Source organism: Pseudomonas sp. 7SR1, assembly GCF_900156465.1.
In the GTDB taxonomy this organism is placed as follows: domain Bacteria; phylum Pseudomonadota; class Gammaproteobacteria; order Pseudomonadales; family Pseudomonadaceae; genus Aquipseudomonas.
Genome location: NZ_LT707064.1, coordinates 1,713,156 through 1,731,230, shown reverse-complemented (window position 1 = coordinate 1,731,230; position 18,075 = coordinate 1,713,156). Strand labels below are relative to the sequence as shown.

13 protein-coding genes are annotated in these 18,075 nt (G+C 63.4%); all 13 read left to right on the top strand.

The window, feature by feature from the left end; translation table 11 throughout:
- Positions 1-251 precede the first annotated feature (251 nt).
- The 13 genes from tssA to BW992_RS07710 all read left to right on the top strand — a co-directional run bounded on the left by tssA (position 252) and on the right by BW992_RS07710 (position 18,074).
- Positions 252-1,289, top strand: a complete 1,038-nt coding sequence (gene tssA, locus BW992_RS07770) for a type VI secretion system protein TssA (RefSeq protein WP_072390822.1) — start codon at positions 252-254, stop codon at positions 1,287-1,289.
- A gap of 81 nt (positions 1,290-1,370) precedes the next feature.
- Entirely contained in the window at positions 1,371-1,877 is a 507-nt protein-coding gene (tssB, locus tag BW992_RS07765) for a type VI secretion system contractile sheath small subunit (protein WP_003177230.1), read from the top strand.
- A gap of 2 nt (positions 1,878-1,879) precedes the next feature.
- Positions 1,880-3,376 carry a type VI secretion system contractile sheath large subunit gene (tssC, locus tag BW992_RS07760; RefSeq protein ID WP_072390825.1) on the top strand — a complete coding sequence of 499 codons (1,497 nt, stop codon included), beginning with the start codon at positions 1,880-1,882 and terminating at the stop codon, positions 3,374-3,376.
- A gap of 166 nt (positions 3,377-3,542) precedes the next feature.
- Positions 3,543-4,031, top strand: coding sequence for an Hcp family type VI secretion system effector (locus BW992_RS07755; RefSeq protein ID WP_072390829.1), 489 nt, complete (start codon positions 3,543-3,545; stop codon positions 4,029-4,031).
- An 81-nt stretch (positions 4,032-4,112) separates the two neighbouring features.
- Entirely contained in the window at positions 4,113-4,562 is a 450-nt protein-coding gene (locus BW992_RS07750) for a type VI secretion system amidase effector protein Tae4 (RefSeq protein WP_072390833.1), read from the top strand.
- Positions 4,562-4,999, top strand: a complete 438-nt coding sequence (locus BW992_RS07745; RefSeq protein WP_072390836.1) for a hypothetical protein — start codon at positions 4,562-4,564, stop codon at positions 4,997-4,999. Before BW992_RS07750 ends, BW992_RS07745 begins: the two co-directional genes overlap by 1 nt.
- A complete protein-coding gene (gene tssE, locus BW992_RS07740) occupies positions 4,993-5,505 on the top strand; it encodes a type VI secretion system baseplate subunit TssE (RefSeq protein ID WP_072390839.1) in 513 nt (170 codons plus the stop codon). The genes BW992_RS07745 and tssE overlap by 7 nt, the downstream gene beginning before the upstream one ends.
- Positions 5,502-7,361: a type VI secretion system baseplate subunit TssF gene (gene tssF, locus BW992_RS07735; protein ID WP_072430977.1), complete on the top strand. Its 1,860-nt coding sequence runs from the start codon at positions 5,502-5,504 to the stop codon at positions 7,359-7,361. Before tssE ends, tssF begins: the two co-directional genes overlap by 4 nt.
- Complete coding sequence (tssG, locus tag BW992_RS07730) at positions 7,325-8,377, top strand: type VI secretion system baseplate subunit TssG (protein ID WP_076405934.1); 1,053 nt, start codon at positions 7,325-7,327, stop codon at positions 8,375-8,377. Before tssF ends, tssG begins: the two co-directional genes overlap by 37 nt.
- A complete protein-coding gene (gene tssH, locus BW992_RS07725; protein WP_072390847.1) occupies positions 8,370-11,048 on the top strand; it encodes a type VI secretion system ATPase TssH in 2,679 nt (892 codons plus the stop codon). Before tssG ends, tssH begins: the two co-directional genes overlap by 8 nt.
- 186 nt (positions 11,049-11,234) lie before the next feature.
- A complete protein-coding gene (locus tag BW992_RS07720) occupies positions 11,235-13,166 on the top strand; it encodes a type VI secretion system Vgr family protein (protein ID WP_072390850.1) in 1,932 nt (643 codons plus the stop codon).
- 18 nt (positions 13,167-13,184) lie between these two features.
- Complete coding sequence (locus BW992_RS07715; protein WP_072430979.1) at positions 13,185-13,619, top strand: DcrB-related protein; 435 nt, start codon at positions 13,185-13,187, stop codon at positions 13,617-13,619.
- A gap of 12 nt (positions 13,620-13,631) precedes the next feature.
- Positions 13,632-18,074 carry an RHS repeat-associated core domain-containing protein gene (locus BW992_RS07710; protein WP_076405932.1) on the top strand — a complete coding sequence of 1,481 codons (4,443 nt, stop codon included), beginning with the start codon at positions 13,632-13,634 and terminating at the stop codon, positions 18,072-18,074.
- The last annotated feature ends 1 nt before the right edge of the window (position 18,075 follow it).

Sequence of the window (18,075 nt, the reverse complement as noted above, 5' to 3'; positions counted from 1 at the left end):
CCTGCCAGTCGCGCGGGTTGTTAAGCGCCTCACAACTGTAACAGACTGGAAATAGCTTACCTTGACAAGCGATAAGTACTACACCAAAAATGCACAACTTCTTGATTAAGCGTGATGGCACTTTAAGATCATTAAGCATCTAAACGGCCATTACCCTCAAGGAATATGCAAAGTTTCATGCGAGGTTCCGTCTGGAACTTGCGTATGCACTGCCCGACTTCATTCATCGGGTGATAGGGAGATCGATCCAAGTGGATGTGCCTTTGTTGCTCGCCGCCGTTTCCGCGACCTCGCCGTGCGGCGACGACCTGGAATATGACCCGGATTTCTTGCGCCTGGAACGTGACTCCCGCGGTCAGCCCGAGCGCAGCATGGGCGATTCGATCCTCCCCGCAGAACCTCCCGAGTGGCGCAGCGTCCGGCAGCAGAGCCTGGACCTGCTGCAACGCAGCAAAGACCTGCGCATCACCCATTACCTGTTGCAGAGCTCCCTGGCCCTCGAAGGCATTCCCGGGCTCGCTCGCGCCCTGACGCTGATCAGCGAGTTGCTCAAGCAATACTGGGCCGACCTGCACCCGCGCCTGGACGCCGACGACGACAATGACCCCACGGTGCGCATCAACGCCCTCGCCGGCCTGACGTCCGATGCCACTATCCGCCTGTTGCGCGAAAGCATCCTGACCCGTTCGCGCACCTTCGGGTCCGTCAGCCTGCGCGCTGCCGCCAACGCCAGCGGCTTGCAAAGCTTTCCCGACGAAACCCTCGGCGCCGAGCAACTTGCCGGTGCCTTGCGCGACAGCGACCCCGAGCAGCTGGAAACCATCCGCGCCGCTCTGCTGGAGGCCCGCAGCGCCGCCGAAGCCATCGAGCAGCAGGTCAGCGATCAGGTCGGTTCCGCCCAGGGCGTAGACCTCGGTCCACTCAAGCAACCTCTGAAGATGGCCCTGCAGATTCTCGGCCAGCCCGCCGCGCAGAACGGCGACAGCGAGCAACCCGAGGCCAGCGGCGACGACAGCGATGCATCCACCGAACATGCCTATGCGCCGAGCGCGCCGCGCAGCACCGGTACGAACGCTGGCAGCGCTGAAATCAACAACCGCGACGATGTGCAGCGCAGCCTCGACCGGATTCTCGCTTACTACACCCGTCATGAGCCCTCCAGCCCCCTGCCGGTGCTGTTGAACCGGGCCAAGCTTCTGGTCAACGCCGACTTCGCGACCATCGTGCGTAACCTGATTCCCGACGGCATGAGTCAATTTGAAAACCTGCGCGGCCCAGACAGCGAATAAAAGCGAGCGGATCACGCAGTCACGTCACCGGCCCCACCGGATGACGCCAACACCGTCGCTCAAGCGACCAGGAGCAGCAACGTGGCGAAGCAAAGTTCTCAGAAATTCATCGCGCGCAACCGCGCGCCTCGAGTGCAGATCGAGTACGACGTCGAGCTCTACGGCGCCGAGAAGAAGGTCCAGTTGCCCTTCGTCATGGGGGTTATGGCCGACCTCGCCGGCAAGCCTGCCGAGCCTCTGGCACCCGTGGCCGATCGCAAGTTCCTCGAGATCGACGTCGACAATTTCGACTCGCGCCTCAAGGCCATGCAACCTCGCGTGGCGTTCCATGTGCCCAACGAACTGACCGGCGAAGGCAACCTGAGCCTGGACCTGACGTTCGAAAGCATGGACGACTTCAGCCCCGCAGCCGTGGCCCGCAAGGTCGACTCGCTGAACAAGTTGCTCGAAGCGCGCACCCAACTGGCCAACCTGTTGACCTACATGGACGGCAAGACCGGTGCCGAAGAAATCATCATGAAGGCGATCAAGGACCCAGCGCTGTTGCAGGCCCTGGCGAGCGCGCCGAAGCCAGCACAGGATCAATGATCATGACCGACAATACAGCCCGCGAAGGCGCCCAGAACCTGGGTGCGACCCAAGAAACCAGCGAGTTCGCGTCTCTGCTGCTGCAGGAATTCAAACCCAAGACCGAGCGCGCCCGCGAAGCGGTCGAGACCGCCGTGCGCACCCTGGCCGAGCAGGCCCTGGCGCAGACTGACCTGGTGTCCAACGACGCCATCAAGTCGATCGAATCGATCATCGCCGCCATCGACGCCAAGCTCACCGCCCAGGTCAACCAGATCATCCACCACCCGGACTTCCAGCAGCTGGAAAGCGCCTGGCGTGGCCTGCACTACCTGGTCAACAACACCGAGACCGATGAGCAGCTCAAGATCCGCGTGCTCAACATTTCCAAGACCGACCTGCACAAGACCCTGAAGAAATTCAAGGGCACGGCGTGGGACCAGAGCCCGATCTTCAAGAAGATGTACGAAGAAGAATACGGCCAGTTCGGCGGCGAGCCTTACGGCTGCCTGGTGGGCGACTACTACTTCGACCAGTCGCCACCGGATGTCGAGTTGCTGGGCGAGCTGTCCAAAGTCTGCGCGGCCATGCACGCACCGTTCATTTCCGCCGCATCGCCAACGGTGATGGGCATGGGCTCGTGGCAGGAACTGTCGAACCCGCGTGACCTGACCAAGATCTTCACCACCCCGGAATATGCCGGCTGGCGCTCGCTGCGTGAATCGGAAGACTCGCGCTACATCGGCCTGACCATGCCGCGCTTCCTGGCGCGCCTGCCGTACGGCGCCAAGACCGATCCGGTGGAGGCCTTCGCCTTTGAAGAAAACACCGACGGTGCCGACAGCTCCAAGTACACCTGGGCCAACGCTGCCTACGCGATGGCGGTGAACATCAACCGTTCGTTCAAGCACTTCGGCTGGTGCTCGCGCATCCGTGGCGTGGAGTCTGGCGGTGAAGTGGAAAACCTGCCGGCCCACACCTTCCCCACCGACGACGGTGGCGTGGACATGAAGTGCCCGACCGAAATCGCCATTTCGGACCGCCGTGAAGCGGAGCTGGCGAAGAACGGTTTCATGCCGCTGCTGCACAAGAAAAACACCGACTTCGCCGCGTTCATCGGCGCCCAGTCGCTGCAGAAGCCGGCCGAATACGACGACCCGGACGCCACTGCCAACGCCAACCTGGCCGCGCGCCTACCGTACCTGTTCGCCACCTGCCGTTTCGCTCACTACCTCAAGTGCATCGTGCGCGACAAGATCGGCTCCTTCAAAGAGAAGGACGAAATGCAGCGCTGGCTGCAGGACTGGATCCTCAATTACGTCGATGGCGATCCGGCGCACTCCACCGAGACCACCAAGGCCCAGCACCCACTGGCGGCGGCCGAAGTGATCGTCGAAGAAGTCGAGGGCAACCCGGGGTACTACAACTCCAAGTTCTACCTGCGCCCGCACTACCAGCTCGAAGGGCTGACCGTGTCGCTGCGCCTGGTATCGAAACTGCCGTCGGCCAAGGGCGCGTAAAGATTTACTGAAACGGGTGGCCGGTAACCCTGTGGGAGCGAGCTTGCTCGCTCCCACAGAGGATCTCCAGCAGGCTGGAGATCGTCTTCCCCCCGTTCAGCACCCGTAATTTCGCAAGGTCAGCGTCAACCAAACAATGTGGTTAGAAGCCACACAGGGAGAAAACATGGCTGTTGATATTTTCATCAAGATCGGCGACATCAAGGGCGAGTCCATGGACAAGGCCCACAAGGACGAGATCGACGTCCTGAACTGGAGCTGGGGCATGTCCCAGTCCGGCAACATGCACGTGGGCAGCGGCGGCGGCGCGGGCAAGGTCAACGTCCAGGACCTGTCGCTGACCAAGTTCGTCGACAAGGCTTCGCCGAACCTGATGATGCACTGCGCCAGCGGCAAGCACATCGACAAGGTCAAGCTGACCGTGCGCAAGGCCGGCGGCGAAAGCCAGGTCGAGTACATGATCATCAACCTGGAAGAAGTGCTGATCACCTCCCTGAGTACCGGCGGCTCGGGCAGCGATGATCGCCTGACCGAAAACGTTACCCTGAACTTCGCCAAGGTGCTGGTGGACTACCAGCCGCAGAAAGCCGACGGCACCAAGGAAGGCGGTCCGGTCAAGTTCGGCTGGAACATCCGTCAGAACGTCAAGGTGTAGTCAAACACACCCCCGGTGCCACGCGCCGGGGGTGTTTGGTGCTTGCTCGAATCCAATCCTCTACAGCGCGGTATCTGAGTCATGGCCAAGCCTTCGTTTATCAATTTGTGGAACAGCTATCCGCCCTACCCGTCGGCGACGCCGGCCTGCGACGGCCCTTGGATCAATCAGTGCGCCATTCGCATGAGTATCGCCTTGTGTGGCGAACGGACGTTACCCGTCAACTCCTCGACTTATACCCTCGACCCTCGATGCGCGCATGGGCACGCCCGTGGCGCGGAGTCATTAGCGAACTGGTTATGGAAAAAAAGCCAGCTCGGCCCACCCAAGATCTACACCAATAGCGTGGCTGACCGTACAACGCTGATGGGCAAGACCGGCATCATTTTCTTCAAGGATTGCTACCAGCAAAGCAGCGATACGGCCGGTCGACCTACCGGCGACCACATTGACCTGTGGAACCGTGGCCTGACCAAGAGTGGAGACTTGTTCTCGAGGTCCAAGGCCGTCTGGTTCTGGGAGCTTACCTGATGCGCAGCCCAATGTTCCTTTCGGCGCTGACGGCAAGCTTCGTCAGCCTGAGTGCATGCGCCGGGCAGGACACAGCCGCTGTTGCTGCGCCGACCCAGGCGGTTTTCGTCGGACAGCCGATAAGTCTGGTCAATGATCAAGGTCGCTGCACACTTGTCAAACCTGACCAGAGCCGCCTGACACTCGATATGGAATGGCCTTGCCAGTTCAGCCTGGGTTCCGATAAGCAGTTGCGCGTGGAGATGTTCAATCAAGTTCCGATCTTCTCCGTTGAACGCAGCGAGCATATGCCAGCCCCCAGCCGCGATTGTCTGACCAAACTCCAGGCGGTGCGCCAGATCAAGGGAACGATGGAAGTCTCGCAAGTGAGCCAGTTCGCCTCCTGCGGGCCGGGTCACTGGGACCAGAAAATGTACGTGGCGCCCTTTACGTGGTAACCGAAATCGCCACCCGCGATCGCCTGCAACCGTCCCTGCTGGATCGGTTGACCGACGACGACCCGACCAATCCCAAGGAAAGCGCCGATAAGCGCGTGCTGTCGCTCACCCAGCTGAAAGCCTCGGTGCTGCGAGACCTGGCGTGGCTGCTCAACACCACCTCCCTGCTCGACGCCGATGCCACGCTGCATACGCCGGCTGGAACATCGGTGGTGAATTTCGGTCTGCCGGCCCTGGCCGGCAACAGCGCATCGAATGTCGATGTCGCGGCCCTGGAAACCTTGATTCACCAGGCCATCGCCACCTTCGAGCCGCGGATCCTGCGCCACACCCTGCGTGTGCGGGCCCGGGCGACGGCGGAGATGAACCACAACGCCTTGAGTTTCGAGATCGAAGGTGACCTGTGGGCGCAGCCTGTGCCGCTGCGCCTGATGCTGCAGACCGACCTAGACCTTGAGACCGGCCACGTACGCGTGGTCAACGCCGACCAGCGGAGACGCTCATGAACCCGCGCCTGCTGGAGCTGTACAACCAGGAACTGCACCACGTGCGCGAAAGCGCTGCGGAGTTCGCCAAGGAATACCCGAAGATCGCCAGTCGGCTGACGTTGTCCGGCATGGACTGCGCCGACCCTTACGTCGAGCGATTGCTGGAAGGCTTCGCCTACCTGACCGCGCGGGTGCAGCTCAAGCTCGATGCCGAATACCCGACGTTCACCCATAACCTGCTGGAAATCGCCTACCCGCATTACCTGGCACCCACGCCGTCGATGACCGTGGTGCAGATGCAGGCCGATCCGGACGAGGGCTCATTGAGCAGCGGCTTCGAGCTGCCCCGGGACAGTGTCCTGCGGGCGGCCCTGGGACGCGAAACCCAGACCTGCTGCGAGTACCGCACCGCACACGCGGTGACGTTGTGGCCGCTGCAGGTCAGCCAGGCCGACTATTTCGGCAACCCCTCCACCGTGCTCGGGCGCCTGGCCGCCAGCGAGCCGAAGGCCAAGGCCGGCCTGCGCCTGACCCTGCGCACCGGCGCCGAACTGCCGTTCAACAGCCTGGCCCTGGACAACCTGCCGCTGTACCTCAGCGGCGCCGATGAGCAACCGTTCCGCCTCTACGAACAATTGCTGGGCAATGCCTGCGCGGTATTCGCCCGCCAGCCCGGCGGCAACTGGGTCGAGCGCCTGCCCCAGGACGCCCTGCAGTCCCGCGGCTTCGATGACAGGGATGCCGCGCTGCCGGTGGTTGCCCGTGCCTTCCAGGGCTATCGCCTGTTGCAGGAATACTTCGCCCTGCCCCAGCGGTTCCTGTTCGTCGACTTCACCCAGCTGGGCCGGGCGGTCAAACGCTGCGACGGCCAGGAACTGGAATTGATCGTGCTGTTCGACCGTCACGACCCGAGCCTGGAAGGCAGCGTCGGCGCCGCACAGTTCCTGCCGTTCTGCACCCCGGCGATCAACCTGTTTCCCAAGCGCCTGGATCGCATCCACCTGTCGGAACGGGTCAATGAACACCACGTCATCGCCGACCGTACCCGGCCGATGGATTTCGAAGTGCATTCACTGACGTCCCTCGCCGGCCATGGAACCGGGCCGGAGCAGCCGTTCCTGCCGTTCTATGCCGTGCGCGACCCGTCCCGCTATGGCCGCGACCAGGCCTACTACACCGTGCGCCGCGAGCCGCGGGTGCTGTCCAGCGACCAGCGGCGCAACGGCCCACGCTCGACCTACGTCGGCAGCGAAACCTTCGTCAGCCTGGTGGACAGCCATCAGGCGCCCTATCGCCACGACCTGCGCCAACTGGGCGTGACCGCGTTGTGCACCAACCGCGACCTGCCGCTGTTCATGAGCGTAGGCAATGGCAAGACCGATTTCACCCTCGCCGACAGCGCGCCGGTAGGCGCGGTGCGCAGCGTGGCCGGCCCGAGCCGCCCGCGCGCCAGCCACGCCCACGACGCCAAGGCCTGGCGCCTGATCAGCCAGTTGTCGTTGAACTACCTGTCCCTCAGCGAGCAAGGCCAGGGCGCTGCCGCCCTGCGCGAACTGCTGCGCCTGTACGGCGACAGCAACGATGCGGCGTTGCAATTGCAGATCGAAGGCCTGCGGGAAGTCAGCAGCAAGGCTTGCACCCGACGCCTGCCGATGCCCGGCCCGATCGTCTTCGGTCGAGGCCTGGAAATCACGCTGGAATTCGATGAAAACGCGTTTCGCGGCACCGGGGTATTCCTGCTCGGCGCCGTGTTCGAGCGCTTCCTGGCACGCTACGTGTCGATCAACAGTTTTACCGAGACGGTGATCCGTACCACCGAACGCGGCGAGATCATGCGATGGAAAGCCAAGCCCGGACGACGTCCGACCCTGTGAGTACCCTGGATGCGATGCACCAGGAGCCCTGGGAATACGACTTCTTCCAGGCCTTGCGGCGTATCGAATGCGAATCCCCCGACCTGCCGCGCCTGGGCCATTCCCTGCGCCTGGCCGACGACCCGCTGCGCCTGGGGCAACAGGCCGAGTGCACCTTCGCGCCCGCGACCCTGGCCTCGGTGCAACCCGGTGTCGACGGGGCACCGGCGCGCCTGGAGCAGTTCTTCTTCGGTCTCGGTGGCCCCAACGGCCCGATGCCGCTGCACATCACCGAATACGTGCGCGAACGCCAGCGCAACAACGCCGACAGCACCAGCAAACGTTTCCTGGACGTGTTTCACCATCGCCTGCTCAGCCTGTTCTACCGGGCCTGGGCCGAGGCGCGGCCGACCGTCAGCCACGACCGCCCGGACGATGACTACTGGTCGGCGCGCCTGGCCGCCCTCAGCGGCCGGGGCATGCCAAGCCTGCTCGAACAAGGGCTGATTCCCGATACGGCGAAGCTGCACTACAGCGGTCACCTGGCGGCGCAGACCCGTTACCCGGACGGTTTGAAGGCCATCCTCGGCGAGTACTTCGGCCTGCCGGTGGAGATCGAAGAATACGTCGGCCAATGGCTGGAATTGCCGGAGCGCAGCCGCGTGGGCGTCAGCGCCCATCAATTGGGCGTGGACTTCTGCCTGGGTCGCCATGTGTGGGATCGCCAGCACAAATTCCGCATCCGCCTGGGGCCGCTCAAGCTCGTCGACTACATGGGCATGCTGCCCGGCGGACAACCGTTCAACGAATTGGTGGCCTGGGTCGCCGAATACCTGGGTCATGAGCTGGACTGGGATTTGAACCTGGTCCTTGAACAGCCCGAAGTCCCGCCGCTTCAACTCAACGGCCGTTTCCGCCTGGGCTTCAATACCTGGCTGGGACGGCCGCAGACCGATGCCAACGATCTAATACTGGCCCGGCATTACGCCGAACAGGCCGACACCTCACAGACCTCAAGGAGCCATGAGCATGGGTGAAATCAGTCGCGCCGCGTTGTTCGGCAAACTCAACAGCGTGGCCTACAAAGCCATCGAAGCCGCCACCGTGTTCTGCAAGTTGCGCGGTAACCCCTACGTGGAACTCGCCCACTGGTTTCATCAGTTGCTGCAGCTGCAGGACTCGGACCTGCATCGCATCATCCGCCAGTTCAACATCGAACCGGCGCGCCTGGCCCGCGACCTGACCGACGCCCTCGACCGGCTGCCCCGAGGCTCGACCTCCATCACCGACCTGTCCTCCCATGTGGAAGAAGCCGTGGAACGCGGCTGGGTCTACGGCAGCCTGATGTTCGGCGAAAGCCAGGTGCGCACCGGCTACCTGGTGATCGGCATCCTCAAGACCCCGAGCCTGCGCCATGCGCTGCTGGGGCTGTCGTCGGAATTCGACAAGGTCAAGGTCGAAACCTTGAGCGAGCGTTTTGACGAATACATCGGCGACTCACCGGAAAACGCCCTGACCGCCAGCGACGGTTTCAACGCCGGCAGCGTGCCCGGCGAAGCCAGCGGCGCCATGGCCCCCAGCGCCATGGGCAAGCAGGAAGCCCTCAAGCGTTTTACCGTCGACCTCACCGAACAGGCCCGCAGCGGCAAGCTCGACCCTATCGTCGGGCGCGACGAGGAGATCCGCCAGCTGGTGGACATCCTCATGCGACGTCGGCAGAACAACCCGATCCTCACCGGTGAAGCCGGCGTGGGCAAGACCGCCGTGGTGGAAGGCTTCGCCTTGCGCATTGTCGCCGGTGACGTACCGCCGTCCCTCAAGGACGTGGAGCTGCGCAGCCTCGACGTCGGCCTGCTGCAAGCAGGCGCGAGCATGAAGGGCGAGTTCGAACAGCGCTTGCGCCAGGTCATCGAAGACGTCCAGGCGTCCCCCAAGCCGATCATCCTGTTCATCGACGAAGCCCACACTCTGGTGGGGGCCGGTGGCGCCGCCGGCACCGGTGACGCGGCCAACCTGCTCAAGCCGGCCCTGGCCCGTGGCACCCTGCGCACCGTGGCCGCTACCACTTGGGCCGAGTACAAGAAGCACATCGAAAAAGACCCGGCCCTGACCCGTCGCTTCCAAGTGGTGCAAGTGGCCGAGCCGTCGGAAGACAAGGCCCTGCTGATGATGCGTGGCGTGGCCTCGACCATGGAAAAACACCACCAGGTGCAGATCCTCGACGAAGCCCTGGAAGCCTCGGTCAAGCTGTCCCACCGCTACATTCCCGCGCGCCAGTTGCCGGACAAATCCGTGAGCCTGCTGGACACCGCCTGCGCCCGCGTCGCCATCAGCCTGCACGCCGTGCCGGCGGAAGTGGACGATAGCCGCCGGCGCATCGAAGCGCTGGAAACCGAGCTGCAGATCATCGCTCGCGAGCATGCCATCGGCGTGGTCATCGGCACCCGTCAGACCCAGACCGAAAGCCTGCTGAGCGCCGAGCGCGAACGCCTGGCCGAACTGGAAAGCCGCTGGGCCGAAGAGAAAACCCTGGTGGACGAACTGCTCGCCACCCGCGCCACCCTTCGCGAGCGCGTCGGCGTAGTGGACAGCGAGGACGGCAGCGAAGCCAGCCACGATTTGCGCGAGAAACTGGTGGACCTGCAACAGCGCCTGACCGCCCTGCAAGGCGAGACCCCGCTGATCCTGCCGACCGTGGATTACCAGGCCGTGGCCTCGGTGGTCGCCGACTGGACCGGTATCCCGGTGGGCCGCATGGCCCGCAACGAACTGGAAACCGTGCTCAACCTCGACCAGCACCTGAAAAAACGCATCATCGGCCAGGACCATGCCCTGCAGATGATCGCCAAGCGCATCCAGACCTCCCGCGCCGGCCTCGACAACCCGAGCAAGCCGATCGGGGTATTCATGCTCGCCGGCACCTCCGGGGTGGGCAAGACCGAGACCGCCCTGGCCCTGGCCGAGGCCATGTACGGTGGCGAGCAGAACGTCATCACCATCAACATGAGCGAATTCCAGGAAGCCCACACCGTGTCCACCCTCAAGGGCGCGCCACCGGGCTACGTCGGCTACGGTGAAGGCGGTGTACTGACCGAAGCCGTGCGGCGCAAGCCCTACAGCGTGGTGCTGCTGGACGAGGTGGAAAAGGCTCACCCGGACGTGCATGAGATTTTCTTCCAGGTGTTCGACAAGGGTGTGATGGAAGACGGCGAAGGCCGGGTGATCGACTTCAAGAACACCCTGATCCTGCTCACGACCAACGCCGGCACCGAGCTGATCGCGGATGTCTGCAAGAACCCGCAGGACGTGCCGGAGCCTGAGGAAATCGCCAAGGCCCTGCGCCAGCCTCTGCTGGAAATCTTCCCGCCGGCGTTGCTGGGGCGCCTGGTGACGATTCCGTACTATCCCCTCAGCGACGAGATGCTCAAGGCCATTACCCGCCTGCAACTGGACCGCATCAAGAAGCGCGTGGAAAACACCCATAAGGTGGCGTTCGACTACGACGACGCGGTGATCGACCTGATCGTCTCCCGTTGCACCGAAACCGAAAGCGGCGGACGCATGATCGACGCCATCCTGACCAACAGCCTGCTGCCGGACATGAGCCGCGAATTCCTGACCCGCATGCTCGAAGGCAAGGCCTTGGCCGGGGTGCGGATCCGCGCCGAGGATAACGAACTGCGATACGATTTCAGCGACGCGGCCTGACCTGACAGGTACACCGATAGCCCTGTGCAAGAGAGCCTTGCGGGAGCGAGCTTGCTCGCGATAGCGGCATAACATTCGACCTCGATGTTGACTGACACACCGCCATCGCGATCAGGCTCGCTCCCACAGTGAATCCGGCTCCTTCAGGGAATCGGCGGCGCAGCCATTACAACGATGAGATAACCGATGTTATTGAACCAAGCCTCACGCCTGGCCAAAATCACCAGTCCCCTCGGGCCGGAGGTGCTGCTGCTCAAGGACATGGGCGGCGGTGAAGAACTGGGGCGGCTGTTCAACTATGAGTTGCAGTTGCACTCGCTGGACAACGCCATCGACCTCAACCAGGTGCTCGGCAAGCCCATGTGCGTGAGCATGCAGCTGGACGGCGGTGGCGAGCGGCATTTCCACGGCATCGTGGCCCGCTTCAGCCAGAACGTCGACCAGGGCCAGTTCGCCAGTTACCAGGCCACGCTGCGGCCCTGGCTGTGGTTGCTGACCCGGACCTCCGATTGCCGGATCTTCCAGAACCTGACCATCCCGCAGATCATCAAGCAGGTGTTCCGCGACCTGGGTTTCTCGGACTTCGAGGACGCCCTGAGCCGGCCTTATCGCGAGTGGGAATACTGCGTGCAGTATCGCGAGACCAGTTTCGATTTCGTCAGCCGCCTGATGGAGCAGGAAGGGATCTATTACTTCTTCCGCCATGAACAGGGCCGGCATGTGCTGGTGCTGGCAGACGCCTATGGCGCCCACACCACGGTACCCGGCTACGGCTCGGTGCCCTACTACCCCAAGAACGAGCAGCAGCGCGAGCGCGACCACATCCACGACTGGCACCTGGCCCAGGAAGTCCAGCCCGGCTCCCTGGAGCTCAACGACTACGATTTCCAGCGCCCCAGCGCCCGCATCGACGTGCGCTCGGCCATGCCTCGCCCCCATGCCGCCGGTGACTATCCGCTGTACGATTACCCCGGCACCTACGTGCAGAGCGAAGACGGCGAACACTATGCCCGTACCCGCATCGAAGCCTTGCAGACCCTGCACGAGCAGGTCGAGCTGGCCGGCAACGCCCGTGGCCTGGGTTCGGGTCACCTGTTCAGCCTCACCGGCTTTACCCGCCAGGACCAGAACCGCGAATACCTGATCGTCGGCGCCCGCTATTACATTTCCCAGGAAAGCGGGGAGACCGGTGGTGGCGCGCCTTCGGCACAGTTCGAAAGCAGCCTGACCTGTATCGCGGCCCAGCAAAGCTATCGGCCGCTGCCCATTACCCACCGGCCCATCGTCAAGGGACCGCAGACGGCCCTGGTGGTCGGCCCCAAGGGCGAAGAGATCTGGACCGATCAGTTCGGCCGGGTGAAGGTGCACTTCTACTGGGACCGTCACGATCAATCCAACGAAAACAGTTCGTGCTGGATTCGCGTCTCGCAATCCTGGGCCGGGAAGAACTGGGGCTCGATGCAGATCCCGCGCATCGGCCAGGAAGTGATCGTCAGCTTCCTCGAAGGCGACCCCGACCGGCCGATCATCACCGGTCGCGTCTACAACGCCGAACAGACCGTGCCCTACGAACTGCCCGCGAACGCTACCCAGAGCGGCATGAAAAGCCGTTCGAGCAAGGGCGGCACGCCAGCGAACTTCAATGAAATCCGCATGGAGGACAAGAAGGGCGCCGAGCAGCTGTACATCCATGCCGAGCGCAACCAGGACATCGTGGTCGAGGTGGACGAAAGCCATTCAGTGGGCCACGACCGCAACAAGAGCATCGGCCACGACGAGACGGTGACCATCGGCAACAACCGGCTGCGCATCGTCAAGCAGGAGGACATCTTGTCCGTCGGCCTGCGCAAGACCGACAGCATCAGCCAGAGCTACGTCATTGAAGTGGGCGAGAACCTGCGCCTGGTATGCGGTGAAAGCATCCTGGAGCTCAACGCCAGCGGCCAGATCAACCTGACCGGCGTGCAGATCAGTTTCTATGCCAGTGGCGACGCCGAATTCAACACCGGCGGCGTGCTGCACCTGAACAACGGCGGCGGCCCTGGTGCCACGCCGGATGGCCAGGGCGTCAAGGCGAGCATCGATGCCAACATCAGTGCTGCATTCCCCAAGGGCTAATCTCGAGTTTTTCGCGCCATGAGCTACCGCATCAATGAGTTCCAGTTCCAGTTGCCGCCCAGCGAATTGCTGGACGCCTCGATCAATATTCTCAAGTTTCCCGAGCTGGGCACTTCCCTGATCGTCAGCCGCAGCCTGCTGGCCGAGGGCGAAACCCTGCAAAGCAACCTCGACGACCAGCTCAAGCGCCTGGAAAAACAGGTGCAGGACCTGCGCTGCCAACCAGGTGCCAGCGTGCGCCTGGGGGCCAATCAGGAAGTCGAAGGCATCGAGCTGCGCAGCCAGTTCAACAAGGGCAACGAAAAGGTCTTCCAGTACCAGTTGGCGCTGGTGCTGCCCGGCACCCGCAAAATGCTTGCCCTGAGCTATGTGAAAGCACAGAAGCTGGGCGACGCCGAGGCCGCTCATTGGGCAACCATCAAGAACTCCCTGCTGTTCGACGTTCCCGCCTGATGAGTCGCTTGCATGTCTGATGCACTGTGGGCGGCCCGCTTGGGCGATGCACTGGAACATACCTCGATGATGGCCGACATCCTCGGCGGCGTGCTGGAGGTGGCAGCGAATATCGCGATCACCGCCCTGGCCACCGCTGCCGTGGTGGCGGCCACCGGGATCACCGTCGCCACCGGCGGCCTGGGCTGTTTCCTGCTGGGCGCCTTGGTCGGCGCCGTCGTCGGCATCGCCATGAGCAAGACCGGAGCCGACAAGGGCCTGAGCAATTTATGCGAGGGCATCGGCAATGCCCTCTTTCCCCCCACGGTGCAAGCCAACATCCTCACAGGCTCCACCGACACCCTCACCAACAACATTCCCGCGGCCCGCGCCGCCGGAGCGATCGAGTCCCATGTCGCGCCGGCCGGCACCGAGCTGGAGGCCCCCGAGGCCGAGCCCAGCTACCTGGACATGGCCGAGAGCTTCTTCTCGCAGATGTGGCGACCCACCGTCGCCACGCCTGCTCCCGGCGCCGTGCCCAAGCCAGAAGACCTGGTCATCTGCACCAAGCACCCGCCGATGCCACCGCAGTTCCTGGCCGAAGGCTCGGACAAGGTCACCATCAACGGCCAGCCCGCCGTGCGCAGCGGCGACCGCAGCACCTGCGATGCCAAGGTGGTGTCGTCCGGGCTGATCTCTCCGGATGTGACCATCGGCGGCGGTTCGGTGGTGGTGCGCGAGATCCGCAGCGGCAAGACACCGGGCGTGGGCCTGGCGGTGACTGCGTTGCTGATGCTCAAGGGTGGCAAGGGCAAGTTCCTGAGCAACCTACCGTGCATGTTGATAGGCGGCGCGGCCTCGATGGCCGTCAGTAGTGCGATGGGCGCGGCGGCCAATGCGGCCATGGGCTCGTCGAACCCGGTGCATGCCGCCACCGGCGCAAAAGTGCTGGGCGATGTCGAGGAGCTGGACTTCGTCTTGCCCGGGATCCTGCCCATCGACTGGCAGCGCTTCTATAACAGCCGCGACGAACGGGGCGACAGTTTGTTCGGCGCCGGTTGGAGCGTCGCCTACGAAATACGCGTGGAGGTCCTGCCCCATCCCGAGGGCGGCGAAACCCTGGTCTACACCGACGAACAGGGCCGCCGCATCGACATGGGCTCGATCCCCCTGGGCGGCGCCGTGTTCAGCCCCGGTGAAGGGCTCTCGGTCCGGCGGCACTCCGATGGAAAACTGCTGATCGAAAGCGCGGATGGGCTGTATCGCCTGTTCGAACCGACACCGGGCCATGCTGCGCAGCTGCGCCTCGATCAACTGGGCGACCGTAACGACAACCGCATCCATCTCGACTACGACGAAACCGGGCGCCTGGTGCGGCTGCGCGACAGCTTCGATCAGGTACAGGTCGAACTGGTCTACGACCAGCGCCGTCCACAACGCGTCAGTCGGATCGAACGCCTCTACCCCGACCAGCGCCGCGAAGTGCTGATGCACTACGGCTACGACGCCCAAGGGGATCTGGCGCATGTGCGCCACTCCAACAACCAGGTCAAACGGCGTTATGCCTACGACTCGGGGCGGCGCATGGTGGAGCACCAACTGCCCACCGGCCTGCGCTGTTTCTACGAATGGGCCCTGCTTGAAGACCGGGAATGGCGCGTGGTGCGCCATTGGACCGACGCTGGCGATACCTACACGTTCACCTATGATCTGGCCGGCGGCATCACCCGCATCAGCGACGGCTTGAACCGCATCAGCACCCGGCGCTGGGACGAGCGCTACCGGATCACCGAAGCCACCGATGCACTGGATCGCACCTGGACCTTCCAGTGGAACGACGAAAGCCAGTTGCTGGGGGCCACCGATCCCAACGGCGGGCAGCATCGGTTCAGCTATGACGAAGCGGGCAATCTGTGCCAGACCCTCGACCCGCTCGGGCGCAGCGAGTCGACGCTGTGGCTCGAACACTGGGCCCTGCCCCTGGCTGAAACCGATGCCGCGGGCAACACCTGGCAGTACCGCTATGACGCGCGTGGCAACCGTATCCGTGAAACCGACCCACTGGGCCATGTCACCCGCTACCGCTACGACAACCACGGTCAGGTCGTCGAAATCATCGACGCCAGCGGTAAAAGCAAAACGATGCGCTGGACGCCGCTGGGTCAACTCAGCGAACACACCGACTGCTCCGGCTACACCACGCGACTGAGCTACGACGAGCGTGGGCTGTTGCTCGGCAGCACCGATGCACTGGGAGAACGCACCCGTTTCAGCTACGACGACCTGGGCCGATTGCTGAGCAAGCAACTGCCCGACGGGCGAACCGAGCACTATCAGCGCGATGTCAGCGGTCAGTTGATCGGCTACAGCGACGCCGCCGGGCACACCACGTGCTTCCAGCACACCCCAAGCGGCCAGTTGCACCTGCGCACCGACGCCCATGGCCGGCGGGTGGAGTTGAGCTACGACCACTACGGGCGCCTGCTGGCCCTGACCAACGAGAACGGCGAAAGCTATCGGTTCGCCTGGGATGCGGGCGACCGGCTGAGCACCCAGCAGAGCCTGGACGGCAGCCTCAAGCACTACACCTACGACGCACTGGACAACGTCACTCGCGTGCAAGCCCACGCCGCTCCCGGCAGCACCAACCTGGACCTCTCGCCACAAGCGCCCATCATCCATGAACTGGAGCGCGATGCGGTAGGACGGCTGGTTGCCAAGGTCACCGCCGACGGGCGCACCGAATATCGCTATGACGCCCTCGACCAGGTCATTGCCGTAACCTTCACCAGCCTGACCGGTGACCAGCAGAGCGTCGGCTTCAGCTACGATGCCCTCGGGCAGTTGATTGCCGAACAGAGCTGGGCCGGACGCCTCGAGCATCGCTATGACGAACTGGGCAACCTCACCCAGACGCAGCTTCCCGATGGCCGCTGGCTGAACCGCCTGCACTATGGCAGCGGCCATCTGCACCAGATCAACCTTGATGGCCAGGTCATCAGCGACTTCGAACGCGACCGTCTGCACCGCGAAGTACTGCGCACCCAGGGACGCCTCAGCACCCGCAGCGAATACGACCGCAGCGGTCGTCTGCGGGCTCGCCAGCGACGGCAGCAGGGCCAGTCGACGTTGCTGCCGCCAATAGCGCAGTCGCTGTTTGCCTACGACAGCAGCGATCAACTGGTGGAGCGCTTCGACAACCAGCCCGAAGCCCCTCATCGCCAACTGCTGCATTACGATGCCACCGGTCGGATCCTTGCCAGCCAGGACAACCTCAAGGGCCAGCGCGAAGGCTTCGCCTACGATCCATCGGCCAACCTGCTCGACGGACTGATGGGCACCGGGCATGTCACCCATAACCGCCTGTTGACCTATCAGGACAAGCGCTACCGCTACGACGGTTTCGGCCGCATGGTGGAAAAACGCAGCAGCCGACGCGGCGTACAGCGCTTCAAGTACGACGCAGAGCAGCGTTTGCTGGAGGTCCACAACGACAACGGCTCGGTCGTGAAGATGACCTACGACCCGTTGGGTCGACGCATCGAAAAGGCCGAATACGACCGTCACGCCAACGTGCTCGGCCGGACCCGCTTTACCTGGGATGCGCTGCAACTGTTACAGGAGCACCGCAACGGCCAGACCAGCCTCTACATTTATGCCGACGACAGCCACGAGCCCCTGGCCAGGGTCGATGGCATCGGTGAGCAGCAGAAAGTCCGTTATTACCACAACGATCTCAACGGCCTGCCCGAACAACTTTCCGAAGCCGACGGCCACACGCTTTGGCGTGCCCATTACCAGGTCTGGGGCAACATCGCCGAAGAGTTGCGCGAGCCGTATTTCATCGAAGAACAGAACCTGCGGTTCCAGGGCCAGTACCTGGACCGGGAAACCGGCCTGCATTACAACACCCTGCGCTTTTACGATCCGGACATCGGCCGGTTCACCACCCCGGACCCCATCGGCCTGGCAGGTGGATTGAACCTCTACCAATACGCGCCAAACCCGGTGAGCTGGATCGACCCCCTGGGGCTGATGAAGTGCACGACCCCGCCGAAAGGTCGCAAGGTCAACCGGACGGTTTATCGCTTTGAAGAGCCTGGGCGGATCAGCACGACCTGGACGGTGCATAAATGGAACGTCGCCGCCCGACACCGTTATACCGCCCCCGGCCTGGGTGGCGTCTACGGCGCCAACTCGCGCAAGACCGCCATGGGCGAGGTCAATCACTGGGGCGTGGACCTGTCCACGCGGGTCCTGGTGAGCAAAAAAGTTCAGCTCAACAACGTCCTGGACCTGACCCGCGCCGATGTGCGCAAGCAATTGGGCGTGTCGCTGAAAAGCATCACTGGCAACAAATACACCCAGACCCACCAGATCGGCGCCTGGGCCAAGGCCAACGGTTATGATGGGATCCTGGCGCCGTCGGCGCGCAACCCGACCGGCAGTAATCTGATTTCCTTCGCGGGCTTTTAGA